At 51.7% G+C, this 17,804-nt stretch carries 13 protein-coding genes; 9 read left to right on the top strand and 4 right to left on the bottom strand.

What is annotated here, in order from left to right; all coding sequences use genetic code 11:
- Positions 1 to 16: 16 nt before the first annotated feature.
- From RSX24_RS10240 to RSX24_RS10230, 3 genes are all read left to right on the top strand, one after another.
- Positions 17 to 778 carry an SDR family NAD(P)-dependent oxidoreductase gene (locus RSX24_RS10240; RefSeq protein ID WP_236414280.1) on the top strand — a complete coding sequence of 254 codons (762 nt, stop codon included), beginning with the start codon at positions 17 to 19 and terminating at the stop codon, positions 776 to 778.
- A gap of 216 nt (positions 779 to 994) precedes the next feature.
- A complete protein-coding gene (poxB, locus tag RSX24_RS10235; protein WP_343260521.1) occupies positions 995 to 2,722 on the top strand; it encodes a ubiquinone-dependent pyruvate dehydrogenase in 1,728 nt (575 codons plus the stop codon).
- Between the two features lie 302 nt (positions 2,723 to 3,024).
- On the top strand, positions 3,025 to 3,780 hold the full coding sequence (locus tag RSX24_RS10230) for an SDR family NAD(P)-dependent oxidoreductase (RefSeq protein ID WP_339272192.1): 756 nt from the start codon (positions 3,025 to 3,027) through the stop codon (positions 3,778 to 3,780).
- Between the two features lie 75 nt (positions 3,781 to 3,855).
- Here the strand turns inward: RSX24_RS10230 and RSX24_RS10225 are convergent, their stop codons facing one another.
- The 4 genes from RSX24_RS10225 to RSX24_RS10210 form a co-directional block, all read right to left on the bottom strand.
- The gene (locus RSX24_RS10225) at positions 3,856 to 5,034 is read right to left on the bottom strand and encodes an MFS transporter (RefSeq protein ID WP_343260520.1); all 1,179 of its coding nucleotides are present in this window, start codon (positions 5,032 to 5,034) and stop codon (positions 3,856 to 3,858) included.
- 176 nt (positions 5,035 to 5,210) lie between these two features.
- Positions 5,211 to 5,495, bottom strand: a complete 285-nt coding sequence (locus RSX24_RS10220; RefSeq protein WP_236414284.1) for an ArsR/SmtB family transcription factor — start codon at positions 5,493 to 5,495, stop codon at positions 5,211 to 5,213.
- A gap of 161 nt (positions 5,496 to 5,656) precedes the next feature.
- Positions 5,657 to 5,806 (bottom strand): ribosomal protein L7/L12, encoded by a 150-nt coding sequence (locus RSX24_RS10215; RefSeq protein ID WP_343260519.1) that lies wholly within the window; start codon positions 5,804 to 5,806, stop codon positions 5,657 to 5,659.
- Between the two features lie 44 nt (positions 5,807 to 5,850).
- Positions 5,851 to 7,044, bottom strand: a complete 1,194-nt coding sequence (locus tag RSX24_RS10210; protein ID WP_343260518.1) for a cytochrome P450 family protein — start codon at positions 7,042 to 7,044, stop codon at positions 5,851 to 5,853.
- Between the two features lie 280 nt (positions 7,045 to 7,324).
- On the opposite strand from RSX24_RS10210, the gene RSX24_RS10205 reads away from it, so the two are divergent.
- The 6 genes from RSX24_RS10205 to RSX24_RS10180 all read left to right on the top strand — a co-directional run bounded on the left by RSX24_RS10205 (position 7,325) and on the right by RSX24_RS10180 (position 17,678).
- On the top strand, positions 7,325 to 8,425 hold the full coding sequence (locus RSX24_RS10205) for an ATP-binding protein (protein ID WP_236414290.1): 1,101 nt from the start codon (positions 7,325 to 7,327) through the stop codon (positions 8,423 to 8,425).
- Positions 8,413 to 10,812 (top strand): DUF5682 family protein, encoded by a 2,400-nt coding sequence (locus RSX24_RS10200; RefSeq protein ID WP_343260517.1) that lies wholly within the window; start codon positions 8,413 to 8,415, stop codon positions 10,810 to 10,812. The genes RSX24_RS10205 and RSX24_RS10200 overlap by 13 nt, the downstream gene beginning before the upstream one ends.
- Positions 10,797 to 11,975, top strand: a complete 1,179-nt coding sequence (locus RSX24_RS10195) for a VWA domain-containing protein (RefSeq protein ID WP_343260516.1) — start codon at positions 10,797 to 10,799, stop codon at positions 11,973 to 11,975. Before RSX24_RS10200 ends, RSX24_RS10195 begins: the two co-directional genes overlap by 16 nt.
- A gap of 64 nt (positions 11,976 to 12,039) precedes the next feature.
- A complete protein-coding gene (locus RSX24_RS10190) occupies positions 12,040 to 15,597 on the top strand; it encodes a DUF4132 domain-containing protein (RefSeq protein WP_343260515.1) in 3,558 nt (1,185 codons plus the stop codon).
- A gap of 4 nt (positions 15,598 to 15,601) precedes the next feature.
- On the top strand, positions 15,602 to 17,404 hold the full coding sequence (locus tag RSX24_RS10185; RefSeq protein ID WP_343260514.1) for a hypothetical protein: 1,803 nt from the start codon (positions 15,602 to 15,604) through the stop codon (positions 17,402 to 17,404).
- Entirely contained in the window at positions 17,391 to 17,678 is a 288-nt protein-coding gene (locus tag RSX24_RS10180) for a hypothetical protein (RefSeq protein WP_236414300.1), read from the top strand. Before RSX24_RS10185 ends, RSX24_RS10180 begins: the two co-directional genes overlap by 14 nt.
- Positions 17,679 to 17,804 lie beyond the last annotated feature (126 nt).

The raw sequence follows: 17,804 nt of genomic DNA, 5'->3' as shown, positions 1-17,804 counted from the left end.
AAAAGGAGGTGCTGCAATGCGTTTGGATCTTACGGGCAAAATCGCGCTTGTCACAGGCTCCACCGGTCAGTTGGGACGTGTTATTGCACGTACACTGGCTGATTGCGGCGCGGATATCGCGCTTCATTACATAAACAATCAGGCCCAGGCCGAAGAACTGCGGCAGCAGATCGAGGCCGCCGGCCGCAAAGCCTTAACCGTGCAAGGGGATATCACGAAAGAAGAAACGTCCCTTCGGATTCGCGATGAGATCCTGGCGGGTTTGGGCCCGGTCGATATCGTCGTTGCCAATGCGGTGATTCAGTATGCGTGGACGACGGTGCTTGAACAATCTCCGCAGGATTACATGAGTCAGTTCGAGTCTTGCGTAATGCAGAGCGTGTACTTGGCCAAAGCGTTCATTCCGCACATGAAGGAAGCCGGGAGCGGACGTTTCATCGGTATCAACACGGAATGCGCCATGCAAAATTTTGCCACGCAGTCCGCATACACTGCAGGCAAACGCGGCATGGATGGTCTGTATCGCGTGCTTGCGCGCGAAGTGGGGGAGCATCAGATTACGGTCAATCAAGTCGCTCCGGGATGGACCATCAGCGATCGCGACCGCGCCGCAGAACCTGGTTACGATCAGGCTTACGCCGATCAAGTTCCCTTGAAACGCAGAGGTGAGGATCAGGAAATTGCCAATGCTGTCGCTTTCTTGGCTTCCGATCTGTCTTCGTTCATTACCGGGGCGTACATCCCGGTGAGCGGCGGCAATGTCATGCCAGCCATTTAATGGCGAAGTTTGTGTTTGATTTGAAATATGTTCATCATGGTGCGCTGCCCGTGTGGGCAACTGTTCCATATATGTATCCGCATATGTATCCGCCTGTCTCTGCGACAGGCGGATTTTGGCGTCATCTGGTTCGGGTTGAATGATTTCGGGTATGCGAATAGGTATATCGGCGAGGTGGAAGCATAACTCATATTCAGCGAATAAAGGAGATTGTCCATGAAGAAGACAGTAGCGGATGTTGTCATTAAAGCCTTGCTAAACGCAGGCGTTAAACGTATTTATGGTATTGTTGGAGACTCGTTGAACGCGATCCTCGATTCCATTCGCCGTTCGGGTGAAATCGAATGGATCCACGTGCGTCACGAGGAAGTCGCGGCGTTTGCCGCCGGAGCGGATGCGGCCGTTGCCGGGAGCATTGCCGTTTGCGCCGGAAGCAGCGGCCCGGGGAATATGCATTTAATTAACGGTTTGTACGACTGCCACCGGAATCTCGTTCCCGTTCTGGCCATTGCGGCACATATTCCGAGCGACGAGATTGGAAGCGAATATTTTCAATCCACGCATCCGGAATATTTGTTTCAGGAATGCAGCCATTATTGCGAGGTCGTCACCACGGCCAAGCAGATGCCGCGTTCGATTACGATGGCCATGCAGACTGCGGTGGCGCGTTCGGGCGTTTCGGTTATTGTGTTGCCGGGCGATGTTGCTGCTCTGGAGGCGGCCAATCTTCCCGTACCCGAGCATGTATTCCAAACCCCCAAGCCCGTCGTTCACCCTTCCGTTCCCGAACTGCAAAAACTCGCAGAGTACTTGAATAGCGACCGAAAGATAACGCTACTCTGCGGGGCCGGATGCGCTGGTGCACATGAGCAGCTGATGCAGCTGTGCGACAGGTTGAAATCGCCGATGGTCATCGCGCTCCGGGGCAAGGAGCATCTGGAGTATGACAATCCGTATTCAGTGGGATTGACCGGATTGATCGGATATTCATCCGGATATCATGCGATGATGGATTGCGATATATTGCTGATGTTGGGCACAGATTTCCCGTATCGGCAGTTTTATCCCGAGGAGGCCATCGTTCTGCAGGTGGACATTCAAGCTTCGCACCTTGGCCGAAGAACCAAGCTGGATTATGGGGTGTGCGGGGACGTGAAGGCTACCATCGAAGCATTGCTGCCCTATTTGACACAAGAGCACAGCGACAAACATCTGCGCAAAAGTGTGGAACATTTCGAAAAGGTGCGTAAAGACTTGGATGAGTTGGCCGTGGGCAAACCCGGCAAAAAGCCGATCCATCCGCAATACCTTACGCAAGCGATCAGCGACGCAGCCGCGGAGAATGCCATTTTTACGTGCGACGTAGGCACGCCTACCGTATGGGCGGCACGTTACTTGAAAATGAGCCAAAATCGCCGTCTGCTCGGCTCGTTCAATCATGGCACGATGGCCAACGCACTGCCTCAGGGCATTGGGGCGCAAGTAGCCGATCCTGGCCGGCAGGTCATTTCTTTGTCCGGCGACGGCGGATTAGCCATGCTGATGGGTGACCTGCTTACCCTGAAACAGCACAATCTGCCGGTGAAGGTTGTGGTTTACAATAATGGAGCGCTTAGTTTCGTCGAACTTGAAATGAAGGCGGCCGGTTTTTTGGAATCAGGCACCGAGCTCGTCAATCCCAACTTTGCGACGGTGGCGGAAGCTATGGGCATCAAAGGCATTCGAGTAGAAGATCCGGCCGATGTCGAAGGAGCGATCCAGCAGGCACTGCAGCATGACGGCCCTGTCCTGATCGACGCAGTCGTCAACCGGCAGGAACTGTCCTTGCCACCAAAAATCAGCATCAAACAAGCGGAAGGCTTCACGCTGTGGATGATGAAGGCTGTACTTAACGGGCGTGGGGATGAGCTGATCGAGCTGGCCAAAACGAATTTGCTGCGCTAACGGCTTGGAGGGGAATTCCAGGTGTTATGCTGTGCAGCATCATCCTATCGGATGCGTAGGGAGAGCGGGTTCAAAACATGTCCTTTTTTGGACGCTCTCTTCTTCGCACCATTTTTATATACTTATGAAACGATATTATATGTACTAATATAAATATAATTTGATTTTTTTGTCGTAAGTCATTTACAATAAGTAAGTCAGGAAGGATACAATTTTATCTTACATAGGTTATGTTTGAGCACTGCTTCAAATCGACTTAACCATCCGATGACGAAAAACGTACAGACATGGAGGAGATCAACATGAGTCACACCGGAAAAGTAGCTATCATTACTGGAGCAGGAAGCGGTTTGGGACAAGCTGCCGCGTTGAAGCTGGCGGAAAAGGGAGCATCCATCGTTGTCGTTGATCTCGTAGAAGAGACAGGTCAGGAAACGGTTAAACAAATCAAGGAACTTGGCGGAAAAGCCATTTTCGTCCAGGCAGACGTAAGCAAGGCTGCGGACGTGGAAAACTACGTAAAAAAAACGATCGATGAGTTCGGACGCATCGACATGTTCTTTAACAATGCCGGAATCGCGGGCCCAGGCGTCAAATTGATCGAGCACACGATTGAACAGTTTGACAAAATCATCGACATTAACTTGAGAAGCGTATTTTACGGATTGAAATATGTCATTACCGAAATGCTCAAAACGGGCGGCGGTTCGATCGTCAACACCGCCTCAACGGCAGGCGTAGTCGGCGTACCCGCCGTGGCTCCTTATGCGGCGACGAAACATGGCGTGGTTGGTCTGACACGTACGGCAGCTATCGAATACGGCAAAGATCAAATTCGCGTAAACGCCATCGCGCCGGGAACGATCGAAACGCCAATGGTAGTGCAATTCGGCAAGGACAACCCGGAGGTGTTCAAGGCGACCGTTGACAGCATCCCTTCGGGACGTCTCGGCAAGCCGGAAGAAATCGCGAACCTGGTTGCTTTCCTGCTTGGAGACGAAGCTCCGTACATCAACGGTGCTGTATATCCCATTGATGGTGCCGTAACGGCACAATAATGGATGAACAAAGAAAGAGAGGCGCTGTATGTGACAGAGCCTCTCTTTTTCTTATCACCAAGTGATTATTGCTCATTATGCGGCACTTGAAGCATTTGAAGTTACTTTCCTGTGTGCGGATCGATAGGATACCCCAACCACCACAAAAGCAATGGCGACTCCGGCTGCACCGATCCAGGTGATGGACGATAACGATATGGCGCTGACGGCAATCCCACCAATACCGGCACCTGCAGCCATGGAGAGCTGCATAACGGAGCTGTTCAGACTGAGCATGATGCTGGAGGATTCAGGAGCCATCGTAACGAGATGATATTGTTGAGTCGGACCGGACGACCAGGCCGCAAAAGACCACAATATAAGAACGGCGACGATGGCGAATGAAGAGTGGGATGTCAGGTTTAACATCGCAAGGCTAAACACATGCAGAGCCATTCCCGCAAGCAGCGTGCGTTTTACGCCTTGACGGTCTGCACTGTAACCTCCTGCCTTCGAGCCGATCAGACTTGCAATACCGAAGGCAAGCAAGGTGGTGCTTAACACGGCTTCACTCATGCCGGAGATTTCGATCAGATACGGCGAAATGTACGTATAGGTGATCGAATAACCGCCCAGCCAGAAAAAGGTCACAAGCAGGGCCAAGCCGATTCGGGGCTGCTTCAAGAGGGACAACTGTTTTTTCAATGGAACATGAGCTTCGGCTTCCAATGGCGGAATGGTTGATGCAATGACCAGCATGGATAATAGGCCAAGGAACGCAATCCCTGCAAAAACGAGTTTCCAATCCCATGAGGCGGCAACGAGCCTTCCCAAAGGCACGCCAACGATCAGGGAAGCGGTGAAGCCGGTAATGACCGTAGCAATGGCACTGGCCTGTTTACCCTCAGGGGCGATTTTGGAAGCGACGGTTAGCGCGGTAACGACAACCACTCCGGCGCCAAGCGCCATCAGAATACGGGCAGCAATAAACCATTCGTATCCTGGCAGCAGGAAGGCTAGCACATTGGCGATGACGAAAAGACCGAGGAAATAAAGCAGCAATTTTCGCCGATCGAAGCGGGAAGTCAGGGCGATGATCACTGGAGTACCGAGGGCGTAAACGAGTGAAAATACGGTAATCAGCTGACCGGCAGCAATCAGTGAGATGTGCATCGTGGCGGCGATGCGATCCAGAATGCCGGCAATGATATACTCGGAAGTGCCGACAAGAAAACTGACCAAAGCGAGAACAACGATTTTCAGCTGTTTAGACAACGAGATCAACCTCTTTCGATAATAGTTTTTTGATATTATTAGAAATATAGAAATAAAGACAAAGAAAAACCGCTATACCGTCCATTGAATGCATTGAGTGAGCTAACATGCTGATGTTCATCCGAACAGCCCTATTTTCGATATTTCTAGTTTTATAGAAATAACGATCAAAATTTTTAGCTGTTTAACAGATAGGGAGCATACCGCTGTACGGTGTCTGTATTCAGGCTGTAGTAGATATAGGTTCCTTTTTTTTGGGATGTAAGCAAGCCGCAATCGGACAGCTGCTTCAAATGGTGAGACAAGGTGGAAAGGGCCACCGTTACAAGGCGGTTCTCCAGATCGGCAGGACAAAGATTGCTTTCACCGGACAAGATCTGAACGATTTTGTACCGTGTTTGCTCACCCAACGCTTTATGAATTTTCACGGCTTGTTCCATATCAATCGGGTTATTCACCATTATGGTTAGTCCCTTCATCTTTATTTCTTATTTCTAGGAATATAGAAATAAGATAGCATGGATCGATGAAAATGTAAACTCCCTGCTGAAAATTCGTCTTAGACAGCAAGGATGCATGCCAAGAGCGTAAGGATTTCCGCAGGGAGTAGGGGTGATACTTTTTAGTTTCGTTCAAGAGCTTCAACAACATCCTTGGCATCCTTGAGCGACAGCCTTCTTTCATCGCGCAATTCCTTGATAGCCCTGATTTTGTTGCCAGCGCGAATAAGTTCGATCTGCCTGTGCTCAAGCGCTTGTTGATCCACAGACAACGCGGCCGGCTCCGGGTTTGTTGTTGAAAGATCGGTTTCTGCTTCTAGCTTAGTTGAATAGGGAGGGCCTTTACCCCTCTTACAATCAGTCCTGCCCGCCATTCCAGCGAATCCACGTCGGATGCTAGACGCATGTGCGGAAATCGTTTCAACAAGGTTGCAATGGCGATTTCCCCTTCCAGGCGGGCGAGCGGCGCTCCGAGACAAAGGTGAATGCCTGTTCCGAAAGCCAAATGCGGGCTCTTCTCGCGCGTGATATCGAACAGGTCTGCATCGCTGAAGCGTGCTTCGTCCCGATTGGCCGAATCCAGCGCAACGATGACAATCTCTCCTTTGGCAATATGTTGTCCGCGAAATTCAATATCTTCCAAGGCCCAACGCGTTGTGCTGAATTCCACGGGGCCATTATAACGCAGCATTTCTTCGACGGCTTGATGGATCAACTCCGGTTGCTTGATCAACAGATCGCGCTGCTCCGGATGTTCCAGCAAAGCAAGAACGCCGTTGCCGATCAGGTTTACGGTGGTTTCGTGACCGGCAATGATGAGCAGGGCGACAACGCCAAGCAGCTCTTCTTCGGACAGTTTATCGCCCGCTTCCTCTGCCGCTACAAGCTGGCTGATCAGATCCTTTCCTGGCTCCTTCCGTACTTTGGCGAACCATTCGGTCAAATAAGCCCTGAATGCCTCGCTATGCTCCTGAAACGTATCCGCATGCTCGGCGCTGTTTGCGTCAATGATGGCATTGGACCAGACCCGGAATTTGTCCTGATCCTCCAAGGGTACGCCCAAAATTTCGCTAATGACGATAATCGGCAGCGGGAATGCATATTCGTCGATCAAGTCCACGCGTTCCGTGGATGACAGATTGTTGAGCAAGTCGTCGGCAATCTCCTGGATGTGATCGCGCATGTCCGCAATGAGTTTAGGCGTAAATGCCTTTTGCACGAGTCCTCGCAGGCGTCGATGGTCGGGCGGGTCGGCGAACAGCATGTTATTCGTCATCATGGTTGCGTGTTCCGCCCCGTATCGTTTGACCACGTCCTTGCTGAATCGCGGATCTTTAAGCACTTGTACCGCATCTTCATATTGCGTGATAAGCCAGACGTATTGCCCATCGGGGAACAAGATGCGAAAAACGGGTTCCTGTTGTCTCATTTTTGCATAAACGGGATACGGATTCCGGGTGAATTCGGACGTGAAGAAATCGGAATAATTCGAACCAGGCTGATTGCTCAAATGAATATCCCCTCTCTTTGCTCGTTTGGATACAACTCTATTTTTCCAGATGCTTGGGCAATATGCAAATGTTGCTACGAATGATCCCGGATTGGTCTGGACAGGTACAATTCTGTTACGTATTTATACGTGGATCTGTGTCCAAGGGCTTAGTATAGATGCTGATAAGAAGGACATTTCAACCATTTTTGGCGTTTATGCCTGTAGCCTGAAAAGGAGTATGTTAATATAACATCAATAAGAACATACGATCTGTTATGTGAGAGGAGAAAGCTTCACGATGGAAATGATTAAACCACCGGCCGAAACATTGTACGAGGAGCAGCTGCGTGCACTGCGGGAAGAAGACAAGGGCAAGCGGCCTCCAAATTGGCTGTTATCGCCTGTGCATGTGCGGGACTTCATCATTGGGCGCGACGAGCCGGCGGTGCTGGACGGCAAGCAGGTGCCGATTACGCGAAAATTTTACGGCAACGACGTGCTGATCGAGCGGGCCGTGGTGACGCTGGCGGGAAACCGGGGGCTCATGCTGGTCGGGGAACCGGGAACGGCCAAAACGATGCTGAGCGAGCTGTTGACCGCAGCCATTTCAGGTACCAGCCTGAACACCATTCAAGGTACGGCCGGCACGACGGAGGACATGATCAAGTACTCGTGGAACTACGCGATGCTGCTTGATAAAGGACCTTCGGAAGCCGCGCTCGTGCCATCCCCGTTGTATAACGGAATGAAAAAAGGCATCCTGACCCGTTTCGAGGAAATTACGCGTTGTCCTTCGGAAGCGCAGGATAGCCTGATCAGCATACTCAGCGACAAGGTCATGAGCATTCCCGAACTGGATGGCGGAGTATTGTTCGCCAAACCGGGCTTCAACGTGATCGCCACCGCGAACATCCGGGACAAAGGCGTTAACGAAATGAGCGGCGCGCTGAAGCGCCGATTCAACTTTGAAACGATCAAGCCAATCAACAGCGTGAAGATGGAAGCCAAAATCATCGAATCCCAGGCACGCAGCCTGCTGATGCATAGCGGCATCGAGGCTGAAATCAATACCGACGTGGTGGAACTGCTCGCGACGACCTTTATGGAGCTTCGCACGGGCATGAGCCGCGAAGGGTACAAGCTGGACACGCCGCAGGCTTCCATGAGCACGGCCGAAGCGGTATCCGTTTATGTGCAGAGCGCGATGACATCCCATTATTATGAAGGGAAGGACATTGCGCTCGACCGGCTGGTGCAGAACATGCTGGGTACGATCGCCAAGGAAAACGACAAGGACTTGTCCGTGCTCAAAACGTATTTTTCCAAGGTGGTCAAAGAGCGTTCCAAAGATGAAGGCATTTGGAAGCAGTATTATGAGGAGAAAAAATGGATCGGGTAAACGCCGCGTCCGGCTTGGACATGGATGAGCTGCTGCGTCTGTTTGAGACCAGCGTGTTCAATACGGACGGGGGAACCTTGTATTATCCGGTGAGGCATCATAGTCCTGCTTGTTCCTACCATTTATTGAAGCTGATTGATCTGTATAAGCCGGATATGATTCTGATCGAAGGCCCGGAAAGCGGAAACCCGCTGCTTGGCGTCCTGGCAGACGAAGCTACGGTCCCTCCGGTCAGCCTGTATTATACGTACGAAAATGAAGACGGCAGAGATGCTTGCTATTATCCCATGCTGCGTTATTCTCCGGAGTACGTGGCCATCAGAGAGGCAGCCAAGCGCGGCATCCCGGCCCGTTTCATCGATCTGGACTACCACCACCTGGCCGGAACGCAAACATCGGAGCGAAGGGAAGTGTCGGGCCAGGACGAAACACTGCTCGCCGGATCGGAGTTCATTCAGCGCTTGTGTCAAAAGGCGAATTGCCGCAGCTTTGACGAGCTTTGGGAGAAAGTGTTCGAGATCGGCGGTTTGGCCAAAACGACGCGCGAATTTGTGCTGGACGTATTTACGTACTGCACATGTTCTAGAATGTGCTATACGCCGAGCCAGCTGCTGGCATCCGGCGATTTGGCAAGGGAAGCCCGGATGCGCGAGCACATCGCGGAAGCCGCCGGCGCATATGAACGTGTGCTGGTGATTACGGGAGGATTTCATACCTACGGCTTGCTTACAGAACCAGCAGCCGTACCGGGCGGCGGAGCATCACATCAAGATACGTTACCTCAGACAGCTCCCGTATCGCATCAGATTTACCCAATGGTTTATACCTATGCAGAGGCGGATCGGTTGAACGGTTATGCCAGCGGCATGCCTTTCGTCAGCTATTATGAATGGATCTGGGAACATTTGCAGCGAAAGAAAAACCGCCCATACGAACGAGTCGCCGTCGATTTGCTGGCCAAACTGACGCGCAAACTGCGGAGTCGCGATGAACATGTATCCACAAGCGACGCCATTGAAGCGTATCGCATGATTCAGGATTTGGCGGCGCTGCGAGGCAAATCGGAAGGCGGGGTCTATGAGCTCATGGACGCGGCGTTGTCCGCCTTTATCAAGGGCGAGCTTACGCTCGCGACGGAACAGCCTATGAAAGAACTGCAGCAATTGCTGACCGGAGATGCCATCGGCACTGTGGCACCGAATCCTTTCAGCGTTCCGATCGTTGAAGACTTTAAAGCTTGGTGCAAAGAGCTAAAACTCCAGATCGGAACGACGGGCCAGCATAAAAAGGTGTTGGATCTGTATGCGAAAAAGGAACATCGCCGATTAAGCCGGCTCTTTCAATGCGTTACATACTTGGTGCCGCATTTCGCGGAGCGGCAATCCGGTCCGGATTGGGTTGCCCGGCGCGATATGAACCTGGTTCGTGAAACGTGGGTCTATGCGTATTCATCACGCGTTGAAGCCCGTTTGATTGAAAGCTCGTTGTATGGAGGCACCCTTCGCGAGGCGGCAGCCCGCAAAATGGAAGAAGAGATGCAGGGTATTCCCGATCATCACAGCGGAGAGCTTGCCCAGCGCATGCTGCGTGCCCTGTTGATGGGGCTGCAGGATACCGCCGAACGGTTATACAGTCAGGTACGCGCCGCTTTGCGCAAAGACGGCCATTTCCTTTCTTTATGCGACAGCCTGCACACGCTGAACAGGATTCGTCAGCATCGCCACTTGCTCGGAATTGCAAATGATGACAGGCTGCGATTGCTGGTGGTGGAGGCATATCGAAATGCGGTGGACAAGCTGCCGCAGCTAGCCCATACGAACCAGGACGAGCACGCTGCCATCATTCAGGGATTGAAGCTGTTATCGATGCTGGCGGACTCGGCCGAACAGCCATTCGAGGACGAAACGTTCCGTTCCTACTTGAACGATCTGCTTATGGATCAGGGACTTCCCCCTCAATTGGAAGGGGTCTGCGTTGCCATATCCTCCGGGCTCGGCGACAGGCCAAAGCAGGAAATCGTAGAGCGAGCCCGGTCTTATATTCGCGGTACACCGGAGCAAATGCTGCAAACCGCGCTGTATTTGCAAGGTGTTTTTGCGATTTCGCGCGATGCGTTCCTGTATGAAGATGAGCTGTTGCAGGAATTGAACTATTTGGTGGCGCAGCTGTCTACGGAGGATTTTATCGGCATGGTTCCCGAATTGCGCCTGGCCTTTACGTTTTTTACGCCGATGGAAGTTGCGTTGATTGCGGAACGGGTAGCCGGCCTCTTCCAAGTTCGGGTGGACGATCTTTCCCTTCCCGCTATGGACGAAAGAGTGCTGGTACAGGCAAAGGCTTGGGATGAAGCCATCCGAAAGGAGTTTGAGGCATGGAAACTGATCTGAATATGCATGAAGCCGCTGGCGCGTCGGCGAAACGCAGTTCATCGGAAGCGCTCAATCGCTGGCGATTGATCCTCGGAGAATCGGCGAGCGAAGGTTTATGCCAGGCTGACGGCTTTGACGAGCAGCATTTCCAATATAACGAAGTGGATGAAATACTGGACTATTTATACAGCCGCGAATACGGGGAAGATCAGGGCTATCGGCAAGAAGGGGGCCGAGGTCCTTCCAATCTGACGGTACCCAAATGGCTGCATAAGGTTCGGAAGCTGTTTCCGAAACAGACGGTCGAGATTTTGGAAAAACAGGCATTGGACCGTTACGGACTCACCGAACTGTTGACGGACAAAAAATTGCTTGAGTCGCTTGAACCCAATATGGGCTTGCTCAAAAACATTATGCAGTTCAAAGGCCGCATGAAGGGCGAGGTGCTGAAAAGCGCCAAAGAGATCGTGCGGCAAGTCGTGGAAGACTTGCGCAGAAAACTGGAGTCGCAAACGCGCGCCAGCATTATGGGCAAACGCTCGCGATATGCACATAGCCCGGTTCGCTCGCTGCGCAATCTGAACTTCAAGCGAACGGTGACCAAAAACCTGAAAAACGTCGATCGCGTCAATCGAAGGTTCATCATAGACCGGCTGTATTTCGACGGCAATATTCAACCGCACAATAAGTGGAACGTGATCATCGGCGTGGACGAAAGCGGCAGCATGCTGGACTCGGTAATCTACAGTTCAGTGATGGCGAGCATTTTTTACCGGCTCAATGCGCTGCGCACCAAACTGTTCATTTTTGATACCCAAGTTGTTGATCTCAGCGACCGGCTCGACGATCCGGTGGATCTGTTAATGAACGTGCAGCTTGGCGGGGGCACGCATATTGCCAAAGCACTGCGTTATGGTGAAACGTTGATCGATAACCCCGGAAAAACGATTTACATCCTCGTCAGCGATCTGGAGGAAGGTTATCCGATCCAGCACATGTATAAAGCTTGCAAAGATATTCTGGATTCGGGCTGCAAGCTGCTGGTGCTGACGGCGCTTGATTTCAACGGAGATTCCGTCTACAACAAACATGCCGCACAGACACTCGCCAATATGGGAGCGCACGTTGCCGCCATTACGCCAAACGAGCTGGCAGATTGGATCGGAGAGATCATAAGTTGAATGGGTCCAATTTATATAACCTTGTTTGGATGAACCATAGCTACACATTTTAAAGGAGGCATGTATGATGTTAACCGCAGATCGTGCATTGGAGGCCTTGATCGAAAAATTCGCCACCGAGTGTTCGCGGGAATACTCGATACAAACGGACCGAAGCGGCTCCATCTATGACTATATTATGGGCAATACCGACGAATTTCCGGATATGTTGGGCAAATCGAGCCACTATGCATATTTCAGCATGGAAACGCTCATGAAAATTGGTAAAAGGGATGCGGGGGACGTGTTTTTCCGTGCCGGCTCCATTCTCATTCATCTGGAGTCCCGATACTCCCGAAATTCGTGGAGACAGGATGCCTTTTCCGTTTGTCTTGGCGAAGATGCCAACGCGTACGGATTGGAAGGCAAGACCAAAGGCAAAGATCGGATGGGGCCTGTTATTGCCCGTCTGGACAAAATTCGTGCATTTGCAGGCGAGCGCGAAATCGTGGATGAGTTGAAAAGCAGGCTGGGAGCAATCCAGACCCATCTGAAACAAAAGAAAGCCCATCGATCCAACAGCTGTTATGACATCGTAAACGCGCTTCTTTTGCTCCGTGCCTATGCCGGCCTGCATGGCGATGCACAGCACGGCGCACAGGTTCAGCTGTTCCATCAAGGTTTGCCAGAACTGTTCCAAGCGGTCTTCGCGGGAAATGTTTCTGAGCTTCGTACGCTTTTGCACCGGATGTGCGAACCGCTCGTGGTCGGCTACATGCAGACGAAGGACAATCGATCATGGTATGAGCTGGATCATGAATACCTTGAATCCAAACGCAAGCAACTCATCGATGAAAAGTATGCGGATACGGTTTTGCGGGAAAAAGATCGGGTATCTGCCGGCGATTTCCATTCCACGATGCTGCTGATCAGCAGCGCTTTGCTATACGTGATCAACATCCAAGGGGGAAAGAACGCATTTCTAGAGCATCAAGACGAGCTGAGCCTCGTTTTGCTTGAGTCAATGCGAGAACTGCACGAAATCTATCCTTTGGAGGTGCGTCAATACCTGCTCGCGATGGATTACCGCGCGAAAAACGTGGATGAGCTGCTGAGCGGCTTGGTCCCGACGGACGAGCCTTATCAGCTGATCGAGCAGCTGCGCACGGATCTGTACAGTTATTTTGTGCCGTGGCAGTCGCTGGAAGCCGCCGTGTTGGCCGACACTGAGCGGGCAAAGCGCACGTATGCGCTCTCGCGCTCTGCTTATTTCAAATTATATATTCACTACGTGCTTGAAAAGCATGATATTTCACTACCGTCCGGATCGGGAACGATCGAAGAAGCCGTCTTCGCCGCACTGGCCCATCCAACGGACGGAGGCCGGCACGGTCTGAACATGTCCCGTTATTTGAAAGGGGAAACCTCGCTCGAGGATTATTGGAAAGACAACTTGAATCGCGGGTTGTTCACCCATTTGAATCGGGATGCCAAACGTATTGCCAACCTGATTGCAATTACGTTCCTGCCGGTACGTTCCGAAGCGATGCGGCGGTTTGCCATCCTGATTTCCCGTCCCCAAACCGGGACGTTGGAGGCTTTGTCCGATCTCTACTCCTCCTATGCGTTCAGTGGAGAGAAGCTGCTTGATGCGTACAGCAACGATCCGGACGTGGACGATGAAAACCTGCTTTCGAGTTTGCTCCAATTGAACGGCATTCGTGAATACAGCTACCGATCGATGCCTCAGGATGAATATACCCGGATCATCGGAAACCATCTGGATGCTGCATTCAAGCAGTACAAAAACCTGCCTGCAGAGACGCGCCAGCTTGCGCTTGAAATTGCGTTTGCGGAAGATCAAGAGCTTTCGGTAGAGCAGTTGTCGCAGGCGCTTCGGTTGGGACTTCAGGATTCGTCCAAAAAAGCCAATGCGCTCGCCACGTCGCGCTTCAACCGCACGCCGGATGCGGAGCTGTACATTCACATCTATCGTGCGGAGAAAAAAGCCGGCATCAAGGAAATGGTGTTGAACGCCATTCGCGGGCTGCCTGATCCCAAAACGGCCTATCAAACGCTTCTACAAAGCGAGAAATCGGCAGAGTGGAAAGCATTGATTCAAATTCTGCTGGATACCGCCGATTTGAGCCCGGTACATGCCCATGCCGCGCTGGCAGACCAAGCCGATGCCAAAAAAGTATCCCGTTTGAACTGGCTGTCGTTGAAGGATCTGCCTGATCTTATGGATCACGAAGGAACGCCGCTCGATGAACGAATCAAAAAATATGTACTGCTTCAGTCCATGGACTATACGGCCGCCCCGAATGAAAGCTTGAATGAAGTACGTACCTATGCCACCGAGGAATCGCTCTCCCGTTTCGCCGTTGAATTGCTGCAGCTTTGGATTCAGGAAGGGGCGCCTGCCAAAGAGAAATGGGTAATGTATCTGTCCGTGCTGTTCGGCGATTTGCAGCTCGTTGCCATTTTCAAGCGTCAAATCAAGGAATGGACCGAGTCGAGCCGGGGAGCGATTGCCGCCGATGCGGTCAGAGTATTGGCTTATTTGAAGGCTCCTGCCGCTCTAATGGCGATCGATTCGATCAAACGTACGGTGAAAAATCGCCAGGTCAAGGGCTCCGCTGAGGAAGCGCTGCTGCTGGCCGCCGAAAATATGGGACTGACGACGGAGCAGCTGGAGGATCGGCTGGTTACTTCACTCGGTTTTGACGAAAAAGGGACGCAGCGGCTCAGTTATGGCGAACGCACCTTCTTGATCAAGGTGAACAGCGATTTGCAGCTTGCGGTATGGAACGAAGAAACCGGAAAATCGGTCAAATCGCTGCCCGCGCCTGCGCAAAAAGACGATCCGGAACTTGCGGCCAAGGCGAAAGCCAGCTTTGCCCAATTGAAGAAAGACCTTAAAGCCATGGTCACCATACAGTCTCAACGTTTGGAGGAATCGTTGTCCAAGCAGCGTCTGTGGACGGCGGAGGAGTGGAAAAACCTGTTCGTCGATAACGTGATCATGCAAAAGTTTGCGGTAGGCTTAATTTGGGGCGTGTATGAGGACAATGAACTTGCAGCAACCTTCCGCTATATGGAAGACGGCACGTTTAATACGGTGGATGAAGACGAATATGAATTGGACCCTGCCTTCATGGTTGGTCTGGTTCATCCGCTTGAATTGGAGGCATCCGACATTGCCGCATGGAAGACGCAGCTGGAGGATTACGAGATCAGCCAGCCGTTCGCCCAGCTTGAACGCGAGATTCATGTTGTGGACGAGGAAGATCAGGCGAAGAGCGAATATGATCGTCTGCCGGAGTCAGACCTTTCACCAACGGCGTTTCCGAAAGCTTTGGAGAAATACGGCTGGATCAAGGGGCCTGCCATGGATGGCGGCTGGTTTAACGAATTTTACAAAGAATACGGCGAGCTTGTTGCAGAGCTGCGATTCAGCGGTACAAGCATTACGTATTATGAAGGAATGGAAGACATTACGCTCGAATCCCTGATTTTCTTCAACCCAGGGAACCAGAAACAATATTATTACAGCGACCACAAAGCGATTTCTCTGGGCAAGGTCCCGGGGCGCGTGTTTAGTGAAACGTTGTATGACATCTTGAGAGCATCGGGGCGCTGATTACGTGACGTCATTTGAACGGAAATTTCAGGCATTCGTCGAGCTGTGTACCGAAGATTATTTGATCCGCCATGCCAATAAAGGATTGTACAAGCGTTCCTTGAAGGACATTGCCCAAGGCGTGAGCGTGAAGTACGAATGGGGAGAGACAACCGTAACGTGCCATCTGGGCGACGGCATCACGTGCACCTTGGAAAGCACCTTGGATCACTGGAACTGCTCATGCCCTTCGGATCATTTGTGCAAACATGTGCTCATCTCCATTTTGTATTACCAACAGACGCATGCCGCAGCTGAGGTGCCTGCCGATAAAGCACATGACGTTAATCCGGAACAGGCCTTGACGGAGGCGGAATCCGGATCGGTTAAGACTCATGTGGCGACTGACGGGGCTGATCGTGAGGATACTGCTGCCCCGGAATCCCGGTCGCGATCCCGGTTCGAATGGATGCTGCACGCCGACTTGCTTGCATTGATCCAATCGTACAGTGCCTCTGCCCTGGAAGAAGTCATGTTCCGCCTGAGTTATCCCGAAGACATTGAAGTCATTCATGACTCCTTGCTCACGGTGCGGCTTGTTCGGCAAAACATCGAAGTCTCTTTCACGGAAGAACCTGGTTTAAGCAAAGCGCTATGTAAGGTGAAACAGGCTGCCGGGAATATGGCCAAACTGGAAGCATTGCTTCGTTATCGGAAGAAGCACGGACTTCACGATGCGGACACGCTTGGCGGAAAGGCATATGAAGCTAAATTCTCGCTGGAGACGGTCAAAGAGTGTCGTCGCATGTTAGCGGAAATGTTACGGGTAGGGTTAGCCCGCTTGCCAGAATCGTACATGGCCCAGCTCGAAACGTTGGCGATCACAGCCCACAGCGGCAATCTGCCGGATATCGAACGCAGTTTGCGAGGAATCCAGGGGGAGCTGCAGCTTTTTCTGACCAGGCATATTCGTTTCTCCATGCCAACCATGCTTGATCGGGTCACGAAGCTGTACCTTGCTCTGCAGGTATTGGAACAGAAACAGGTATCCACCATGCAGCAAAGCCAGCTGATCGGCAGCTTTCGCAGCAAGTATTATACAGTCCCTGATCTGCATCTATATGGACTTGGGGCAGATGCTTGGGAGACGCAGTCGGGTTATCGGGGGATCACGTACTATTTTTACGGGCTGCAGGACCAGCAAATGTATACCTTCAGCGACGTTCGCGCCGTATATTACGACCAACAGCAATTCCAGTTCGAAGATCATTACCGTTCGACGATTCCGTGGCTGCCCAACGTAAGCTACCGACAATTTGCAGGCGAAGAGCTGTGTTTCCACGGGATTAAGGTCAACGAAGATCGCAGACTCTCATCCGGAGAGGGAGCCAAGCTGAAACTATTGACACGCAGGCCGGTAGAAGAGATGGATTTCGGCCCCTTTACACAAGAGTTTTCTGCCCTTTCGAATAGTGGAGGGCCAAGATCATATCAACTGTTCTCCATGCCTCAGGAGCAGCTTGCTCTGGTAAAAGTCACCCGTGTTTTCGATCAAGCCTATGATAAACAGAAGCAAGAGCTGACGCTTACGGTAGAAAGCGATCGCGGAGAACTGCTCGATCTGTCGTTTCCTTACGACAAGGATTGGAGCACGATGATCAGCCGTTTGGAATCCGGGCATGGCATCGCCAAGCTGGAACATTTTTTCGTATTTATGCGTGTCGAGGCCGGACGCTTGCGTCCCATCAGTTTTCTGAAAGGGCAGCAGGTGATCAACCTGAAGCTGGATGCCGGTTATGGAAGGATGGGACGGTTTGCAAGAATATAATGCCATATTGGAACGAATCCAAAGCTGGGGTGAAGAAATGCTGCTGCGGGGACTGACCCAATTCAGCATGAAGGATGTTGACGTACTGGAAGCGATTCTTGAACAGGTAAAGCGCTTTGAGGCGTCTTTCCTGCAAGAGTTAGTGGGTCACCTCGTGGATCAGGGGAGGAAAATGGCGCTGGGTGATGGCGATGAGGTTCAGCTCCTGGATCTGTATTGCCGCATCACCCAATATGTGAGACTTGGATTGCAAGAGCCATCCTCGTACAAATAGGCAGGATCAAAGATTTGCAGGGGAGGAATCCTCTGTAAATCTTTTTTTGTTATGGCTTTAGCCAGTTGAGTGCGTGAAACGCGCGAAACAAAAAACCACCTGCTATGCGGGTGGAGGGATTGAAGG

It is taken from the genome of Paenibacillus hubeiensis, from assembly GCF_032334105.1.
Taxonomy (GTDB): Bacteria; Bacillota; Bacilli; order Paenibacillales; family Paenibacillaceae; genus Paenibacillus; species Paenibacillus hubeiensis.
This window is presented reverse-complemented; position numbering and strand designations above follow the sequence as displayed.

What these genes read in the sequence shown, in the direction of transcription:
- RSX24_RS10220 (WP_236414284.1), bottom strand. Translation starts at nt 5,495, where the DNA reads ATGGTGAATAACCCGATTGATATGGAACAAGCCGTGAAAATTCATAAA.
- RSX24_RS10230 (WP_339272192.1), top strand. Translation starts at nt 3,025, where the DNA reads ATGAGTCACACCGGAAAAGTAGCTATCATTACTGGAGCAGGAAGCGGT.
- RSX24_RS10190 (WP_343260515.1), top strand. Translation starts at nt 12,040, where the DNA reads ATGATGTTAACCGCAGATCGTGCATTGGAGGCCTTGATCGAAAAATTC.
- RSX24_RS10195 (WP_343260516.1), top strand. Translation starts at nt 10,797, where the DNA reads ATGGAAACTGATCTGAATATGCATGAAGCCGCTGGCGCGTCGGCGAAA.
- RSX24_RS10200 (WP_343260517.1), top strand. Translation starts at nt 8,413, where the DNA reads ATGGATCGGGTAAACGCCGCGTCCGGCTTGGACATGGATGAGCTGCTG.
- poxB (WP_343260521.1), top strand. Translation starts at nt 995, where the DNA reads ATGAAGAAGACAGTAGCGGATGTTGTCATTAAAGCCTTGCTAAACGCA.
- RSX24_RS10205 (WP_236414290.1), top strand. Translation starts at nt 7,325, where the DNA reads ATGGAAATGATTAAACCACCGGCCGAAACATTGTACGAGGAGCAGCTG.
- RSX24_RS10240 (WP_236414280.1), top strand. Translation starts at nt 17, where the DNA reads ATGCGTTTGGATCTTACGGGCAAAATCGCGCTTGTCACAGGCTCCACC.